Source organism: Phaeobacter sp. B1627 (assembly GCF_006265095.1).
In the GTDB taxonomy this organism is placed as follows: domain Bacteria; phylum Pseudomonadota; class Alphaproteobacteria; order Rhodobacterales; family Rhodobacteraceae; genus Epibacterium.
Genome location: NZ_VCNK01000007.1, coordinates 42884 through 59803, shown reverse-complemented (window position 1 = coordinate 59803; position 16920 = coordinate 42884). Strand labels below are relative to the sequence as shown.

Below are 16920 nucleotides of genomic sequence, written 5' to 3'. Positions count from 1 at the left end.
CATTAAAAATGGGGGGATTACCGAGCGACTTTTCCATTGATCTCGGCCATCAGATTCGTCGCTTTCTGGACGTAGAGACTGCTGCCCTTGATTGCCTGGCCGAAGCAGCAGGGCTGGAATCTGCGATACGTGATGAACTTGCGTCTTGGACCGGCGTGCCTGTCGGTGACGTCAGGATGACCTTCAGAGGTGAAGCCTTTGTATCGCGCGCCCTGCGCAACCCGGTCATGCGGGGGTGCCCGTTGTGCCTGCAAGAGGATGCCCAAGCGACGCCCGGCCATCCGGAACGATCCATGGCGATGCGGGGCGACTGGCTGTTGCGGTCGGTCAATCTCTGCTGCCGCCACCACCACCCTATCGTGCCGCTTTGGGACGTCGCTAGGCCTTCCGAGAGGTTCGACAGCGCCGCCCGGCTGCGCGATCTTGCCCCCGGGATCATGGCCGGGGTGTTCGATCGACCCCGCTCTGCACCGACAGATTACGATCTCTGGCTGGATAACCGCCTCGAGACCGGCGAGGATCCGACCTGGCTGTCCGGGCACGGTGTATATGCAGTAACAACGATCTCCGCGCTCTTCGGGATGGCCCTGCTGCAACATCGCTCCCCCGAAGCAAGCCGTGGCGATAGACAAGTGGCAGAGGCTCATGCAGCCGGTTTCGCGGCCCTTTCCCAAGGAGAGGCGACCTTCCGTCAGGCCCTGCGGGACCTCGCCCGAAGCAGCGGCGGCAGACAGGTCGCGCCGCGGCAGACCTTCGGAAAGCTGTATGTCGCGCTTGATGACTACCTGACAGATGCAGCCTTCGATCCATTCCGCACGATGCTGCGGGATTGCATTCTCGAGACCTGGCCGATTGCCGCCGGCGAGCGCGTCCTGGGTGAGGTGCTGCCGGCACGGCGACTTCATACCCCCAGAACGGCGGCAAATGAGATCGGCGTCTCGACAAAACTAGTCGAGCAGATCCTAATCGACGCCGGGGGATTGCCCGCCGCGGATATTCGCCCTTTTGCGCTGCGCACCTTCGACGCGGCCGAATATGCGTGGCTTCTGGCCGAGATCCCAACGCTGGTTGGACGGGGCGACATGCTTGCGGCCATGGGCGCGACAGAGGCACAGCTTCGCACCCTACGGGAAGAGAAAATCATTCGCCCACTGACCAAGCATCCTCGGGTCAAGGCGCCTTGGCGGCTCGCCGACGGGCTGGCACTGGTTGCGGAACTGCACGCCCTGATGCAACCCGATCCGGCCGAAGGCTCTGTCTGGGAGGGGCTCCAGTTCGCGAAACAGCGCACCGGCCTGCCGGTCGGCGCAATGCTGAATGCCATCAGGGAGAGGAACATGAGGGTTGCGCGCGATCCCGGGCAATCGGGCTATCGATCGTTCATGGTTCTGAAGGCCGAGGTCGACAGCCTGACTGGGGCGCGCCCTCATGTCCGCCGTCGCGATGAAACGGCGGCGGCCGGGCAACCAGCCTCGGTCTTTGCGACCAGCATCGGCATGAGGCGCAGGGGCTGGTATCCGGCGCTGCATCAGGCCGGTCATGCACCAGCATTCTGGAACCGGCACCCTGTGACGCGGCGGGCCGTTCTTTATGTCTCTGAGGACGATAAGGCTAAATTCCACCGCCGATTCCTGATCCCTGCGACCATGCAGAGTGAATTCGGCCTCCATCGCCAGACCTGCACCGCCAAGCTGCGCGCCGCCGGCGTCAGCCCGTTCTCGCCTGATGGAGTGGACTTCGGTCCCCTTTACCTACGCCAAGAGGCCGAACCGGTGCTGCAAAGGGCGGTAGGTCTTGGCCAGAGCTGATCCCGTACGCCCCATTTGACCGCAGTATTCCGGCAAAGGCAGCCAGATCGACAGCAAAAAGGGTTGATTGCTCAAAACCCGTCTTTTGTCGAAAAGACGGCCTTTGGATGTCGAACAACACACATACAAGTGTTTTTGGTGACCCCGGCAGGATTCGAACCTGCAACCTGCCCCTTAGGAGGGGGCTGCTCTATCCAGTTGAGCCACGGGGCCTGATACTGCGTCTGGCGATAACAAATAGTCTTGCAGATCACAAGCTTTGCAAGGGCCATTGTGCCGCCCCTCATGACTGGCTAACCTCACAGTAACAAAGCAAAGAGGCCAAGCACGTGAGCAATGAAAACAAGCGTCCGCTGACGCTACGCGATGTTTCAGATGCGACTGGGGTGTCTGAGATGACGGTCAGCCGCGTCTTGCGGAACCGGGGCGATGTGTCCGACAAGACGCGGCAAAAGGTGCTGTTGGCCGCAAAAGAGCTTGGTTACGTTCCAAACAAGATCGCTGGCGCATTGGCATCCAAACGGGTCAATCTGGTGGCCGTGATCATTCCGTCATTGTCGAATATGGTCTTTCCGGAGGTTCTGACGGGCATCAATCGGGTGCTTGAGGATACCGAACTGCAGCCGGTTGTCGGCGTCACTGATTACCAGCCGGAAAAAGAAGAAAAGGTCCTGTATGAGATGCTGTCCTGGCGTCCGTCAGGCGTGATCATCGCCGGGCTTGAGCACACGGAAGCGGCGCGGGCGATGCTTGCGGCTTCTGGAATTCCGGTGGTTGAGATCATGGACACGGACGGCAATCCCGTTGATGCGATGGTTGGGATTTCGCACAGGCGGGCCGGGCGTGAGATGGCCAAGGCGATCCTGAAGGCCGGGTATAGCCGCATTGGTTTCATGGGCACCAAAATGCCACTGGACCACCGGGCCCGGAAACGGTTTGAGGGCTTCACAGAGGCCTTGGCCAAAGAGGGAATAGAGATCGAGGATCGCGAATTCTACTCCGGGGGCTCCGCCCTTGCGAAGGGGCGCGAAATGACCCAAGCGATGCTCGAACGCTCACCAGAGCTGGATTTTCTGTATTATTCCAATGATATGATAGGAGCCGGTGGGCTATTGTATCTTTTGGATCAGGGCATCGACGTGCCGGGTCAGATCGGCCTTGCCGGGTTCAATGGCGTAGAGCTTTTGGCCGGCTTGCCCCGGCAGTTGGCCACTATGGACGCCTGTCGGCAGGAAATTGGCATGAAAGCGGCACAGATCATCGCGTCGCAATTGGACGAGCCTGCGACCGAGACGGAACGGCACATTACTCTGACGCCGAAAATCAGTTTCGGAGATACGTTGAAACGGCGATAGGCGCCTGTTTTGCTGCGATGACGCGCGGCCCGTGATGGCCGCGCGTCATTGCGTTTCGTGCGGAGCTAGTAGAGCAGCATGAGCGGCAATAGCGTGATCACGGGAAACAGGACGAGGATGACCACCCGGACGAGGTCGGAGGCGACAAAAAACATCACCGCCTTGTAGGTGTCCACCATGCGCGACTTCGGATCCATTGCATTGATCACAAAGAGGTTCATGCCGACCGGCGGGGTGATGAGGCCGACCTCCACCACGATCAGGGTCAGAATGCCGAACCAGATGGCGACGTATTCGGTCTCCAGCCGGTTGGCGATGCCACGGGTGACGCGAATGCCGAGCTCTTTCATCTGGTCCCGAGTGAGTTCCGCGCCGCTTGCGATGGCCTCCTGGATAGAGGCCAGCATGTCGCGTCCCATCCCCTCGGGCACACCGCTGCGCAGGACGTCCATCGCTGCCTCCGCCTGCAGGGCAGGCAGCGACACGAGGCCGAAGTCCATCGATGAAATCACCGGATAGAAGATCGGGATGGTCAGCAAGATCATCGACAAGCTATCCATCAAGCAGCCCAGCAGCAAATAGAAGACGAGGATCAGCGCAAGCACCATCCACGGGCTAAGCCCCTGTGTGACGACGAAATTTGCGAGTTCCTGCGGCACCTGTGTGAGCGCGAGGAAGCCGTTGTAGAAGCCGGCCCCCAAGACGATGAAGAAAATCATCGCCGTGGAGCGGGCGGTGATCAGAAAACTCTCGGCCGTGGATTTTCGGGTCAGCCCGCCGTTCAGCCAGGCAATCACTCCGGTGCCGAGCGCGCCAACAGCCGCACCCTCTGTCGGGGTGAACCAACCGGCGTAGATGCCGCCGACGACGAGGCCAAACACCAGCAGCACGGGCCAGACAGCGACCAGAAGAGAGAACCGTTCACGCCATGGAATGGGATCGCGGGTGCCGGCGCTTTCGGGAAAGAGCCGGACATAGATCGATATGGCCAGCACATAGCCGATGGCGGCGAGGATGCCGGGGACGAAGGCGGCGAGAAACAGTTTGGCGATGTTCTGCTCGGTCAGAATGGCGTAGATCACCAGCACCACTGAGGGCGGGATCAGGATCCCGAGCGTGCCGCCGGCGGCGAGGGTGGCCGTGGAAAACCCGCTGGCATATCCATAGCTCTTCAACTCGGGCAGTGCGACACGGCCCATGGTTGCCGCTGTCGCCAGGGAGGAGCCGCAGATCGCGCCAAAGCCGGCGCAGGCGCCAATCGCGGCCATTGCGACGCCGCCTCTTCGATGGCCGATGAAGCCTTCGGCGGCTTTGAACAATGCCGAAGACATGCCCCCCAAAGTGGCGAACTGTCCCATCAGAAAAAACATCGGGATGATAGAGAGGGAATAGGACGAAAACGTCGAATAGGTTTCGTTCTTGAGGCGCCCGAAGGCCACAACCGTGTCGCCCGTGACCATGACCAGCCCGCCAAGGCCGACCAGAAACATCGCGAGGCCGATAGGCACCCGTATGAAGATCAGCGCCATCAGAACCGGAAAGGACCAGATGCCGATTTCAAGCGCACTCATGGCTCTATCTCCACCCCATCCCAGACCAGAATTTCGCCGGTCAATGCCTCGTAGCTGCGGACTGCCGCCATATAGATGCCCACGATCGCGGCGACCAGCGCAGAAACCAGGCTGGCGCCATAGGCCCACCAGATCGGGAATTCCAGCAAGAAGGAGGTTTCGCCGTTTTGGTACTTGCTGAGGGTGCCCTCTGCCAGGCGCCACGCAATCAGCATCAACACCAGTGCAAAGGTGATCTCTGTCGCCATGCGAAGGGCGCGGTTCACGCGGGGCGACAGGGTGTTTGCAAAGACATCAACGGCCGCATGACCTGCGGTGATCTGGCACAGTGGAATGAACGAAAAAATCGCAAAGGCCACTCCGGCTTCGACCAGCTCGAAGTCGCCGTTGATGGGCCCGACCCGTGCGGCCATCCATTCGGCAAAGCGAGGGAGGTTGCTCTCCATCCAGTCGCCGTGAAAAAAGCCGTCGAGCACCCGCCCGGCCACGGACGTGCAGGTCAGGAGGATCAGGACCATGAGAACAGCGCCACCGATCATTGCCATGACCCGCGCCAGACCTGTCATATAATTGTGCATGCGAGTGCCCACCTTTGGCATGTGTCATAGTACCATTGCATGCGACGGGGCCCGCCGAACAGCTTGGCGGACCCCGTCAATGGATACAGAGATCAGTCGGAGTATTGCGGCGTGTATTTTTCAATCAGCATGGTGGCTTCATCCAGAAGCGCTTGCCCGTCGATGCCGCGCTCGGACATATCCGCGAGCCATTTGTCATAGATCGGCTGCGAGCGCTCGCGCCACACTGCGGTTTCTTTCGCATTCAGGCTGATCACATTATTGCCGAGATCAAGCGCCGCTTCTTTCGCGGGCAAATCGGCATCTGCCATTGTGCCGCCGGCAAAAACGGACATCTCGAGACCGGAATTGTCGTCGAGGGCCTGCTTCAGATCGTCCGGCAGACTGTCGTATTTCTCTTTGTTCATCGCCAGGACGAACGTTAGCGTATAGAGCGCCTGACCTTCAAATTCCATATGGTTTTCAACCAGCTCCGGAACCTTGAGCGAGGTGGTCACCTCCCACGGTATGGTGGTGCCGTCAATCACGCCCTTGGACAGCGCCTCTGAGATCGCCGGGACGGGCATGCCCACGGGGGTGGCGCCCAATTCGGTCAACAGTGCGTTGACCGAGCGCGATCCGCCGCGAATTTTCATCCCTTCGAGATCGCTCGGCGTTTCCACTGGGTCCGTGGTGTGAAAGATGCCGGGGCCGTGGACCCAGCCGGCGAGTATTTTGAAATCCTTGAATTCGCTGTCGAGCCAATGCGCCTCCATCATGTCCCAATAGGCATGGCTGACGGCGCGCGCATTTGTCATCATGAAGGGAAGCTCGAAGACCTCGGTCGACGGAAAACGGCCGGGTGTGTAGCCGACCACAGTCCAGACGATATCCGCAACCCCGTCCTGCGCCTGGTCGATCAGCTCTGGCGGCTTGCCTCCCAGTTGCATAGATGGGTAGCGGTCAATCTTGATACGGTTGTCGGAGGCCGCTTCGACTTTGTCGGCCCAAACATCCAGTATCAGCTTTGGTACATTCGCCTGTGCTGGCAGGAATTGGTGCATCTTGAGTGTCACCTCCTGCGCTGCAGCGGGCAGAACTCCCATTGCGGACACCGCAAGTGCAGTCGCCGCACCCAGAATTGTTCTGCGAGTGGTCATGTTTTTCCTCCCTTTGACCGGGAACCTTTTCAGCTCCTCCGCGCCAACCTTATCCTATGCCATTGCAATGTCGCGCCCAATTTTTTGGCAAAGTAACGTCCGGCACGACGGGTTGGTTGAATTCGGCTTCCTCGGCCCAGCGGTGTTCGGTGCTATTGTAACTATCAATGACGCAGGCGACGCCCTGTTGCGGGGTGTTTACTTGCAGGGCGCGACCCCTGCGCGATGTGTTTAGGATGATGCAGGGGGCTGATCAACCGACGACATCGCCGGTGAGCTTTGGATTATGCCGTGTTGCCTGTGCCTTACACCCCTCTGACCGGAGTATTCTGCGCAGATTTTCGCTCCACGCGCCGAGGAGCATACCCCATTCGGGGAGGGGTGTTTTTTATTGACTGAACAGTCAATAAAAGATTACCTGTGCTTCGTATCGGCACGGGTTCATGGAGTGCGCGAGGGCCGCGCCAGTAGGCGGCCTGAGCCGCATGGCGCAGAAATCGCAGAGGGCCGGACGTGCCACTGCTATACGTGAAACACCAAAAATCTGTTGGGAATCCTGACGATGAGCACACCGAATATTCTGATTTTCATGGTCGATCAGCTGAACGGAACTCTGTTTCCCGATGGCCCCGCCGAGTGGCTTCATGCGCCCAACCTCAAGGCGCTGGCCGAGCGCTCCACGCGGTTCCGCAACTGCTACACAGCCAGCCCGTTATGCGCACCGGGGCGGGCAAGTTTCATGTCAGGTCAGCTGCCGTCGGCGACGGGAGTTTATGACAATGCGGCGGAATTTGCCTCTTCCATTCCGACCTATGCGCACCACCTTCGCCGCGCGGGCTATTACACCTGTCTGTCCGGAAAGATGCATTTTGTGGGGCCCGATCAATTGCATGGTTTCGAAGAGCGCCTGACCACGGACATCTATCCGCCGGATTTTGGCTGGACCCCCGACTACCGAAAACCGGGCGAACGTATCGATTGGTGGTATCACAATATGGGCTCAGTCACCGGATCCGGCGTGGCGGAGATTTCCAACCAGATGGAGTTTGACGACGAAGTCGCCTTCCACGCGACGCAAAAGATCTACGACCTGGCCCGTGGCAAAGACGACCGTCCCTGGTGCCTGACCGTGAGCTTCACCCATCCGCATGACCCCTACGTCACGCGCAAAAAATACTGGGATCTCTACGAGGATTGCGCGCATCTGATGCCAGAGGTGGGGGATCTTGGCTACGACAATCAGGACGCGCATTCGAAGCGCATTTTTGATGCCAATGACTGGCGCAGCTTTAATATTTCCGAGACCGATATACGCCGCTCCCGCCGCGCTTATTTTGCCAACATCTCATATCTGGACGACAAGATCGGTGAGGTGATGGAGGCCCTGCGCGGAACCCGGCAGGAGGAGGATACGATCATCCTGTTCGTATCCGACCATGGCGATATGCTGGGCGAACGTGGCTTGTGGTTCAAGATGAGCTTTTTCGAGGGATCTGCGCGGGTACCGATGATGATTTCGGCCCCCTCAATGACGCCGGGGCTGATCACGGATCCTGTCTCGAACATAGATGTCTGCCCGACGCTCTGCGATCTGGCGGGCGTCAGCATGGAAGAGGTGATGCCCTGGACTGCGGGCGAAAGCCTGGTGCGGCTTGGTCAGGGGGAGACACGCGAGAGCCCGGTTGCGATGGAATATGCGGCGGAGGCCTCTTATGCGCCGATGGTTTCGCTCCGTCAGGGGCGCTACAAGCTCAACCTCTGCAGGTTGGATCCGGATCAGCTTTTTGACCTGGAGGCCGATCCGCATGAGAGACGAAATCTTGCAGATGACCCGGACCATGCCCAAGCCTATCGGGCGCTCAAATCGATGGCAGCGGAGCGCTGGGACCTGGAGCGATATGATGCTGACGTTCGGCAAAGTCAGGCGCGGCGTTGGGTTGTCTATGAAGCGTTGCGCGAAGGGGGGTATTTCCCCTGGGACTATCAACCGCTGCAAAAGGCATCGGAACGATACATGCGAAACCACATGGATTTGAATGTCGTCGAGGACGAGGCCCGGTTTCCGAGGGGCGAGTAGCGAGGCAAGACCTGTCCCGCAGGGCCGCGCCAACCGGCCGGGTTGTGGCCCGCGTACGATCAATCACCGACAGGAAGTTCGATGAGCCGCCAATAGCAGGCAAGTGTATCTGCGAGCCTGAGAAAATCGCGACCGGCATCTTCCTTGACGATATATCCGGCGACGTTGTTTTGATACGCTGTTTTCAGATCGTAATGCGCATTGGACGTCGTAAGAATAAAGACAATCAGCCGGGACAGCTTGGGGTCACTTCTGAGTTCAGACACGAATTCGTGCCCGTTCATACGGGGCATGTTGATGTCGACGAGCAGGATGAAAGGCTCCGTCAGCGCGTCGGCGGTGGTGGTCCGCAGCACTTCCAAAGCGGCAATCCCATCGGTCACGCGTACGATTTCATTGCTGATCCGGGCTGACTTGAAGGCCCGGCGGACCGCTTTGGCATCTGCGTCGTCATCCTCGACAAGCAGTATTTTCACGGGTGCCGGATGTGGGGTATCTTCTGTCATTGGCTGCTGGGCTCCTGTTGTGAGGGGGGAATTTTGGGCCAGGTCAGGGTGAACCGGCATCCGCGGCCCTCTGAGAGGACTGAAACCGTCCCACCCGCGACTTCGGCGTATTTCCTGACGATCGCGAGGCCCATCCCGCTGCCTTCGACCTTGTCACGAGGCTGAAGGGTGGTGAACATATCAAAGACCTTGGCCTGGTATCGCTCCGGAATACCGGGGCCATCATCTGTCACGGTGAACGTGAGCATATCTGCGGTTTGGGATACGCTCAGAGAGACGGTTCCGGTTGTTTTGTCGTGGTGCTTTATGGCGTTGCTGACCAGGTTGGTCAGGACCTGAACGAGCGGCGTTTTCTCCACCGTGAGAGAGGCAAAACTATCATCGGCCTGAATACTGAAACCCTCGCGTTGTTGCGCCAGATCCTGAATCCTCCGGATCAGGTCCTCGCCCGAAATCATGGGGGATTGTGGTGTATTGCGCCCGATCCGCGAGTGTAGCAGCAGATCCTCCAGCAATTGTTCCATCCGCCGGGTGCGCCGCAGAATGATGTCCATGCTATCGCGGGTGTCTTCGGTGAAATGCTCGCTCAGGTCTTCCTCCAGCCAGATGACCGCATTCTGGATCGTTCTGAGCGGCGAGCGGAGATCATGCGATGCGACATATGCAAATGTGTCCAGTTCCGCATTGGAACGTTCGAGCTCTTCCTTGGACGCCTGCAGGGCAGTGACCAGCGCGTGCACCCGTTCTTCGGCCTGCTTGCGGACGGAAATATCGCGAATGATCACAAAATGCGCGTATGATCCGCCGGTACGAAAATCGGTCAATGTCGCTTCTGCCTGAAAAGTGCTCCCGTCCGGCCGAACTGCCAGCTGTGTTTGATTTTGCTCTTCGTTTCCCGGTTCCGCATCCAGGATGTGCGGCAAAACATCGGCGAGCGAGAGATCTTTGGCCTCCGCCTCATCCAGTTTGAACATAGTCTGCGCGGCCGGGTTCGCCGCACAGATCCGGCCGTCGTGACCAATGAAAAGAATGCCTTCAGTCGTGGCTTCGAAGACATTGCCGAAGGCGTGACTCAACCGTTCACTGGTAGATTCCAGGGACTGAAGATGGCTGTGAAAAATGTCGAAAAAATATTTGAATACAAAGATATATGCCGAAGTGCTGATGGCATGCCAAAGCCACCACGACATGTCCCATCGGGTGGAAACCTCGAACAGGATGCTTGCGACGCCAAACAGGAAGGCATGGCTGGAAAAGGCCACCTTTGCGTTGCCATATGCGCCTGTGTCGCGGTTCAGGATGTAAACGCTCGCCGCAAGAAACCCGATCCCCCCCAGAACATTGAAGAGCGCAGCGGTACCGGTGAATTCTCCGTCCCGTACCATCGGCGGCAGGAGGTGTTCGAGCAGGGGGTAGCACACGGCAACCGTTGCGGCACAGACGGTCGAGCCGATAACCACGGCCGTGGCATTGCGGCCGGGCGTGAAGCGATCAGGGAGCCACACCGCCGCAAAAATTGATCCGCCGACCAGGTTCCCAAGGCTGCGTGTCCAGTCAAAAGAGTGCTCCCCGTGCAGAAAGGCATGAACGCCATCAAGCATCCCCATGCTTGCCAGCCCTGTCGCGAGCCACACATAGGACCGTTCAAGCTGTCCATTTCGCAGCAAGATCAGAATGAAGGCCGCGATGATCAGGGAGGAGAGCGTGCCAATCGCTTCGAGACCTGCATGCGCGGAAAAATTGACCCAACGCACGTCCGGCCAGGCCACATTGAGCGACAAGCTGGCAATCAAGGGGGCAGCGCCGCCGAGGACAATTGTCTTGATCACGTCTGGGCGCATGACAGTTTGGAACTCGGACTAACTGGTTACAGGTGGGCTACGAAAAGAGTTTACGCTGCGAAACGCGACAAAGTCGTTAACGCCATCTCGGGTTTGCAGGGATGCCGGAGGGCAAAGGTGGCGCGAGTTGAAGTGACCGCCGGCGACATGCTTTGGTGGGGCAATCTGTTTTTGCACATTGCAACCCGTCGCGCCGCAGCGGGACCTTTGCCGGGATCGCCCTGTTTTGCGGCCAAGAACCTTGCGCTCCGGGGCAATGGTTTGCAGAAAGTTACGACAGCGAAAGGCGGAGGCATCATGGACGATCTGGATCGCCGAATTGTGGCGGCGTTGCAGCGCAATGCGCGCGAAACCACAACGAAGCTTGCGTCAAAGCTCGGCGTCGCCCGCACGACCGTGCATGAACGTATCGCCCGGCTTGAAGATCGGGGCATCATCGCGGGCTACACCGTCGTCTTGCGCGATCCCGATGAGGGAAGCCGGGTGATGATCGTCATTCTCATGGAAGTGCAGCAGAAGGAAACCAGCCGTATAGTCAAACGATTGGAAACCTATCCCGAGATACGGCAATGCCTGTCTATCAACGGGGAGTACGATCTGATGGTGTCGGCCGAAGCACCCCGGATAGAGGATCTGGACATTCTGGTCGACGAAGTCGGGCGGCTCGCCGGCGTAACGCGGACCAATACACTGGTCGTATTTGGCCGTCGCATCGACCGTATCTGAGCGAAATGACGGATCAGCCGTCGATATAGCAGATATTTCCGCCAAACCGACAATCCGTCCGCTACTAAACGGACAATTGAAACGGCACCCTCTGTGGACCAGAGAGCGCAGGCCGACTGCTGTGTAAAACCCTATCCCACCGGCACGAATATGATCATTCAGATGCGCGCCGCGCTTTGTGAAACCGAAATTGGCCAGCTCGACCGGGGCGGGTGAATGGCAAATGCAGCGTGAGTATCCACAGACATGACACAATCCGCAGATGAAATACTGAAAAATCTGGGCTTCGGGACTGCTGAGTTGACTGGTGGAGCGCGGTCCGTACGATCTCCGATCGACGGTCGCACCCTCGCCGTCGTTCAGGACACGCCGATTGGCGACATGCCGGAAATTCTTGGCAGGGCGCAGGCTGCCTTCAGGGTCTGGCGCCTTGTTCCTGCGCCCCGCCGGGGTGAACTGATCAGGCTTCTGGGCGAGGAGCTGCGCGCGGCCAAGGGGGATCTGGGGGCGCTGGTGAGTTGGGAGGCGGGGAAGATCAGGTCAGAGGGTCTGGGCGAAGTTCAGGAGATGATCGACATTTGCGATTTTGCCGTGGGCCTTTCCCGACAGCTGTACGGTTTGACCATCGCATCGGAACGGCCCGGCCACCGGATGATGGAAACCTGGCACCCCGCAGGACCCGTCGGGGTGATTTCGGCCTTCAACTTCCCCGTTGCGGTCTGGTCCTGGAACACGGCGCTGGCGGTGGTATGTGGTGATCCGGTGATCTGGAAACCCTCGGAGAAGACACCGTTGACAGCGATGGCCTGCGCCAAAATATTCGCCCGCGCCCTGTCCCGCTTTGGCGAGGATGCGCCCGAGGGGCTGCTGCAACTGTTGATCGGAGATGCTGAGCTGGGGCAGGCGCTGGTCTCCAGCCCGGCGGTGCCGGTCATCTCGGCGACGGGGTCCACCCGGATGGGGCGGGCCGTCGCGCCGGTGGTGGCCGAGCGATTTGGCCGCTGTATTCTGGAGTTGGGCGGCAACAATGCGATGATCGTCGCGCCATCGGCGGATCTGGAAATGGCGGTGCGGGCAATCGTCTTCTCGGCGGTGGGCACGGCGGGGCAGCGCTGTACATCGCTGCGTCGTCTGATCGTCCACAACTCTATCCGTGAAGATCTCGTTGCGCGGCTTCAATCCGCCTACAATGGTCTGTCAATTGGCGATCCTCTGGCCGATGGCACCCTTGTCGGCCCGTTGGTTGATGAGGCGGCAGGCGAGGCCATGACCGCGGCATTGAAGGCTGCCGCTGCGGGGGGCGGCACGGTTCACGGAGGCGGGCGCATCACCCGAGGCGTACCGGAGGGCGGCGTTTATATGGCGCCGGCAATCGTTGAAATGCCCGGCCAGAGCACCAGCGTGAAAGAAGAAACCTTTGCGCCAATTCTGTACGTCATGGGCTACGACGCGTTTGACGAAGCGTTGGATCTGCAAAACGATGTGCCGCAGGGCCTCAGTTCCTGCATCTTCACCCTAAATATGAGGGAGGCCGAGGGCTTTTTGACGGCGGCCGGCTCCGACTGCGGCATTGCCAATGTCAATATTGGCCCGTCCGGTGCGGAAATCGGCGGGGCCTTTGGCGGCGAAAAGGAAACCGGTGGCGGGCGGGAGAGCGGCTCGGACGCGTGGAAATCCTACATGCGCCGACAGACGAACACCGTGAACTACTCATCAGAGCTGCCATTGGCGCAGGGCGTCAGGTTCGACATCTGAGATCCCCGTTCCCGTAGGGGCCAGGCCGATTTCCACAGAGGCTCCCCCGTGCGCCAGCAGCTGCTCGCCGGCGCTCTCCGTCAGGTTCCTGCCTGCGGAGGGGGCTGCAGCTCTGCCGCGATGGCGAAGCTTTCAACGGGATTGGTCACATTGTGCAGCTTGACGTGGCCAAGCGGTGTGGCGTCCGAGGCCTCGGTCAGGATGTCACGGGACACCACGATCCTGTGCCCCGCTGTCTTGCCATAGTCACCCAGACGTGCCGCAATATTCGCAGCTTGGCCGATGACGGTGAAATCCAGACGCTCCTGCGAGCCGATGTTGCCATAGAGAACGGACCCGGATGCAATGCCGATGGCACATTCCAGATGCGGCATCGTCGGACAGGGCTCGATCCCGGCCAGTGCGGCGACAATCGCGCGGGCTGCCGTCAATGCCTGAGCGCGCGCTTCTGCCGGGTTTTGACCTGCAGGAAAGACCGCCAGCACCGCGTCGCCGATGAATTTCAGGACCTCGCCACCGTTTTCATGCACCACATCGGAGGTCGTCTCGAAGAACTGGTTCAGCAGGCGGATGTACTTGTCCCGCGGCAGCGCCTCCTCCAGCAGGGTGGAGCCACGCAGGTCACAGAACATGATCGCCGCGTCGATCTCATCGCCGTCCCCGCGCCGGATGTTGCCGCCCAGAACCCGCGCGCCGGATCGCTTGCCGACATAGGTTTCCAAAACGGCCTGCGCATTTTCGCGCTGCATGAACACCTCGTAGTAGCGGGCGATCACGGCGGAACATTCGAAGATCAATCCCAGATCAGCGGTACTGAACCCTTCGGGCTGGTCAGACGCGGCGGTCAGCACATTTATGCGACCATCGGAAAAGGGCAGCGGCATGGCGACGTAGTCGGTGGCGCCCCTGTCGCGCAGCTCTTTGAGGATCGGAAAGTCCTCGGACGGCACCTCGCCGGACAGGCGGTATCGCAGCCCGCCAAGCCCCTTGGACACATGCCGCAGCGGCGAGTTCTTGAACTCGGGCTTTTCGTGGATCTCATAGGAGGGCGACATTGTCTTCACGCCGGGCACCCCCTTTTCCCACAGGTAGTGGTGGCCTGCGATCCGGGGGTGCAGGGCCCATGACAGGATCGTCAGGCGGCTGATCGGCAGACCCTGCTCCTGCAGCTTGTGGACCAGCGCCAGCGTGAACTCTTCGGGCGTCGGTAGGAACGCAGCTTCGCGCAACAGCCAATCCACCAAGGGTCCGGAGATATTGCCGTAATCCGGTGCCTCGATGCGGTTGTGCCCTAGGTCAAGCCGGTCCAGGGCTTCCGGAATGAAGCCCACATGCCCCTGGATTTGATGTGCTTCCGGCAAGGCATCGTCGTAGCTCCAGGCCGCGTCGCAGAGTTCTTTTTCGCCGGGCAGGACCAGACTGCGATAATGGGCGGTTCCCTTGAACGGACAGAAGGTCGTCTTGCTGCAGGCCTTTTCCATATCGACCAGAAGATCGTCTTTGGGAAAGTAAACGACAGGAGAAAGCCGTGTCTCGTACATGACTTTGGCGCGGCTGCTGCGCGCCAGCAGGGTGTTGCCGTGATAGGCCGCAACCGGGCCGTCCAGCTGCTCGACAAGGATACCATAGCCGCTGCGCGGCGTGACCTGAATGTTCATGGGGGTGCTCAAATCCATCGGAATGCGCATAAGATGGGGAAGCCTGCGGTGAATTTCCACCCCATTCCCCATCACATCTGAGGGATGAGGGGCGTGTTGGGGCGGGAACGGACGATGGAACAGGCCGTCGGCCTGACCGGTGGGAGTGGCGACGGAGTTGATATCGGGGCGCCGCACATCCCCAATCATGCGGTGAGCCAGCTGAAAAAGATACTCAAAACAGCCGTCAGACCATCCGGATAACGTCTTTGCTGATGGCCAGCACATAGCCTTTGCGGGCGATATTCTTGACCAGCAACTCGCTGATCATCTGATTGCCGAGCGTGTCCCGCAACCGCTTGATCCGGGTGGCCCCTGCGGCTTCGTCACAATCGGCACTGTTGCGCCCGGACACGACGGCCTCGATCTCTGCCCCTGACAAGACATCGTCATCCAGCCGGGCCTCTGCCAGAACGGAGAGGGTCTCCATCGCAGCCTGCGTCAGCTTGAAACCCATATTGTTCAGATAGACGGTATTCTCCTCGCGACTGATCAACAGTTCGGTGACCTGAATTCCGGCCCGCTCGATCTGTGCCATCCGGCGGTTGAGCATGACCAGCATCGCCAGCACCACAAGGGCGGCAATCATCATCGCCGTGGCGAAAACCAACAGAACGAAAATGACCATCCGGTAGCTTGCCAATGTGTCGGCAAAGGCGGTGCCGGATTGGGCGAGGATTTCGAGCAACCGAATCTCTGCCTGCGTGGTCAGGTCATTCTCGACAAAGAGCCGTTCAACCCGCGCGTTGAAGGCATTGCCATCGGGCAGCGTCAAAAGCAGAACCGTGCCCGCGCCGAGCAAGAGCAGGACAATGGCTCCGATGCCGAATGCGACCACGCGCATCCCCGCGCTGCGGGCATCAGAAACGGAGAAAGTAGGGACCGGCATCTGCCTTCCTCTTGTCGAGGCCTTCGGGGCCAAACACGGATTGAACATTCAGCAGCGTCCAGCCCGCTCGCTTCAGTCTGGCGGCGATCTCAAGGCGGGCGGAGGGTTTTGAACAGGCCCCGCCAAGCTCCATCACGCCGTAATGAAGCTTCAGCGGCTGGTCCTGTTTGGCTTTGTAATCGGCATAGCAGCCAGCGGCCTGCGCGGCCTGTGCACAGGTTGCCATCATCAGAACAAGGAGGAGCAAGCGACAGGTATATCTCATGGCGCCACAATGGAGTGAACCGCGCGGATATTCAATGACAACAGGGTTTTGCGGCGATGATATCGGATATCAGCCGGATGACATTGCCTGTCTTGCAGCGGCGGAAGCAGGGTCGGCTCATCCGGGTGTTTTGCAACCGGTTTCCCCAATAGAGGAGTAGCTCAGATGACCCGCACCACCGAAACCGCCGCCCCGTTCCATCGCAAATTCATCGCGCTCATACTGGCCGCCGCGATGAGCGTGACAGGATTTGCAGCAGGGCCCGCGCGCGCCGATAGTGAAGACATTGCCAAGTTCATTGCGGGCGTCGCTGTGTTGGGGATCATCGGCGCGGCAATCAACGATCACAAGGACAACCGCCGCCGACCACCGCATGTAGATCCGACACCGCGCCCCAAGCCGCTGCCGCCACGGGTGCGGCGCTATGATTTGCCGTCTCAGTGCCTCACCTCTTTGCGTGTGAGAGGCCAGACCCACCGTATCGTCGGGCTGGGGTGCCTGCATCGCAGCTACGACTACACCCGGGATCTGCCGAATTCCTGCTACACGGAGTTGGGAAACAGGGAACAACGCCGTCGCGGCTATCGTCCCAACTGCCTGAGACAACACGGCTACCGGCTGGTGCGTGGCTAGGACCGCAGGCGGACTGTCGATCACTGAGCGTCTTCCTGCGCCGTCCCGCAGGTGGACGCCGGTTTGGCTTGAACCCGGTT

Annotated in this window: 14 protein-coding genes and 1 tRNA gene; 6 read left to right on the top strand and 9 right to left on the bottom strand. The window is 59.7% G+C overall.

What is annotated here, in order from left to right; translation table 11 throughout:
* The coding region (locus FGE21_RS05805) for a TniQ family protein (RefSeq protein ID WP_139662353.1) at positions 1 to 1808 on the top strand (1808 nt) is incomplete at its 5' end.
* A gap of 136 nt (positions 1809 to 1944) precedes the next feature.
* On the opposite strand, the gene FGE21_RS05800 is transcribed toward FGE21_RS05805, so the two are convergent.
* Positions 1945 to 2021 (bottom strand) — tRNA-Arg (locus FGE21_RS05800).
* Positions 2022 to 2137: 116 nt separating this feature from the next.
* Here FGE21_RS05800 and FGE21_RS05795 point away from each other — a divergent pair.
* Positions 2138 to 3163: a LacI family DNA-binding transcriptional regulator gene (locus FGE21_RS05795; RefSeq protein ID WP_139662352.1), complete on the top strand. Its 1026-nt coding sequence runs from the start codon at positions 2138 to 2140 to the stop codon at positions 3161 to 3163.
* Positions 3164 to 3228: 65 nt separating this feature from the next.
* Here FGE21_RS05795 and FGE21_RS05790 read toward each other — a convergent pair whose 3' ends face one another.
* The 3 genes from FGE21_RS05790 to FGE21_RS05780 form a co-directional block, all read right to left on the bottom strand.
* Entirely contained in the window at positions 3229 to 4734 is a 1506-nt protein-coding gene (locus FGE21_RS05790; protein ID WP_139662351.1) for a TRAP transporter large permease, read from the bottom strand.
* Positions 4731 to 5312, bottom strand: coding sequence for a TRAP transporter small permease (locus tag FGE21_RS05785; RefSeq protein ID WP_139662350.1), 582 nt, complete (start codon positions 5310 to 5312; stop codon positions 4731 to 4733). The genes FGE21_RS05790 and FGE21_RS05785 overlap by 4 nt, the downstream gene beginning before the upstream one ends.
* Positions 5313 to 5404: 92 nt before the next feature.
* Positions 5405 to 6451, bottom strand: coding sequence for a TRAP transporter substrate-binding protein (locus FGE21_RS05780; protein WP_139662349.1), 1047 nt, complete (start codon positions 6449 to 6451; stop codon positions 5405 to 5407).
* 562 nt (positions 6452 to 7013) lie between these two features.
* Between FGE21_RS05780 and betC the strand changes: the two genes are divergently transcribed.
* Positions 7014 to 8528, top strand: coding sequence for a choline-sulfatase (betC, locus tag FGE21_RS05775; RefSeq protein WP_139662348.1), 1515 nt, complete (start codon positions 7014 to 7016; stop codon positions 8526 to 8528).
* Positions 8529 to 8587: 59 nt separating this feature from the next.
* Here the strand turns inward: betC and FGE21_RS05770 are convergent, their stop codons facing one another.
* Together FGE21_RS05770 and FGE21_RS05765 are read right to left on the bottom strand one after the other, a co-directional pair.
* Positions 8588 to 9034, bottom strand: coding sequence for a response regulator (locus FGE21_RS05770; protein ID WP_139662347.1), 447 nt, complete (start codon positions 9032 to 9034; stop codon positions 8588 to 8590).
* Complete coding sequence (locus FGE21_RS05765; RefSeq protein ID WP_176695368.1) at positions 9031 to 10863, bottom strand: ATP-binding protein; 1833 nt, start codon at positions 10861 to 10863, stop codon at positions 9031 to 9033. The genes FGE21_RS05770 and FGE21_RS05765 overlap by 4 nt, the downstream gene beginning before the upstream one ends.
* A 309-nt stretch (positions 10864 to 11172) precedes the next feature.
* Here FGE21_RS05765 and FGE21_RS05760 point away from each other — a divergent pair, with 309 nt between their 5' ends.
* On the top strand, positions 11173 to 11601 hold the full coding sequence (locus FGE21_RS05760) for an Lrp/AsnC family transcriptional regulator (RefSeq protein ID WP_139662345.1): 429 nt from the start codon (positions 11173 to 11175) through the stop codon (positions 11599 to 11601).
* Positions 11602 to 11847: 246 nt separating this feature from the next.
* The gene (locus FGE21_RS05755; protein WP_139662344.1) at positions 11848 to 13356 is read left to right on the top strand and encodes an aldehyde dehydrogenase family protein; all 1509 of its coding nucleotides are present in this window, start codon (positions 11848 to 11850) and stop codon (positions 13354 to 13356) included.
* 80 nt (positions 13357 to 13436) lie between these two features.
* Here the strand turns inward: FGE21_RS05755 and FGE21_RS05750 are convergent, their stop codons facing one another.
* From FGE21_RS05750 to FGE21_RS05740, 3 genes are all read right to left on the bottom strand, one after another.
* A complete protein-coding gene (locus tag FGE21_RS05750; protein WP_139662355.1) occupies positions 13437 to 15014 on the bottom strand; it encodes a DUF427 domain-containing protein in 1578 nt (525 codons plus the stop codon).
* 226 nt (positions 15015 to 15240) lie between these two features.
* Positions 15241 to 15942, bottom strand: coding sequence for a hypothetical protein (locus FGE21_RS05745; RefSeq protein ID WP_139662343.1), 702 nt, complete (start codon positions 15940 to 15942; stop codon positions 15241 to 15243).
* Complete coding sequence (locus FGE21_RS05740; protein ID WP_139662342.1) at positions 15914 to 16207, bottom strand: hypothetical protein; 294 nt, start codon at positions 16205 to 16207, stop codon at positions 15914 to 15916. Before FGE21_RS05740 ends, FGE21_RS05745 begins: the two co-directional genes overlap by 29 nt.
* Positions 16208 to 16372: 165 nt before the next feature.
* Between FGE21_RS05740 and FGE21_RS05735 the strand changes: the two genes are divergently transcribed.
* Entirely contained in the window at positions 16373 to 16840 is a 468-nt protein-coding gene (locus FGE21_RS05735) for a hypothetical protein (RefSeq protein ID WP_139662341.1), read from the top strand.
* The last annotated feature ends 80 nt before the right edge of the window (positions 16841 to 16920 follow it).

Coding starts and splice junctions, on each gene's coding strand:
- FGE21_RS05790 (WP_139662351.1), bottom strand. CDS start 4,734: ATGAGTGCGCTTGAAATCGGCATCTGGTCCTTTCCGGTTCTGATGGCG.
- FGE21_RS05785 (WP_139662350.1), bottom strand. CDS start 5,312: ATGCACAATTATATGACAGGTCTGGCGCGGGTCATGGCAATGATCGGT.
- FGE21_RS05780 (WP_139662349.1), bottom strand. CDS start 6,451: ATGACCACTCGCAGAACAATTCTGGGTGCGGCGACTGCACTTGCGGTG.
- betC (WP_139662348.1), top strand. CDS start 7,014: ATGAGCACACCGAATATTCTGATTTTCATGGTCGATCAGCTGAACGGA.
- FGE21_RS05770 (WP_139662347.1), bottom strand. CDS start 9,034: ATGACAGAAGATACCCCACATCCGGCACCCGTGAAAATACTGCTTGTC.
- FGE21_RS05760 (WP_139662345.1), top strand. CDS start 11,173: ATGGACGATCTGGATCGCCGAATTGTGGCGGCGTTGCAGCGCAATGCG.
- FGE21_RS05755 (WP_139662344.1), top strand. CDS start 11,848: ATGACACAATCCGCAGATGAAATACTGAAAAATCTGGGCTTCGGGACT.
- FGE21_RS05750 (WP_139662355.1), bottom strand. CDS start 15,014: ATGAACATTCAGGTCACGCCGCGCAGCGGCTATGGTATCCTTGTCGAG.
- FGE21_RS05745 (WP_139662343.1), bottom strand. CDS start 15,942: ATGCCGGTCCCTACTTTCTCCGTTTCTGATGCCCGCAGCGCGGGGATG.
- FGE21_RS05740 (WP_139662342.1), bottom strand. CDS start 16,207: ATGAGATATACCTGTCGCTTGCTCCTCCTTGTTCTGATGATGGCAACC.
- FGE21_RS05735 (WP_139662341.1), top strand. CDS start 16,373: ATGACCCGCACCACCGAAACCGCCGCCCCGTTCCATCGCAAATTCATC.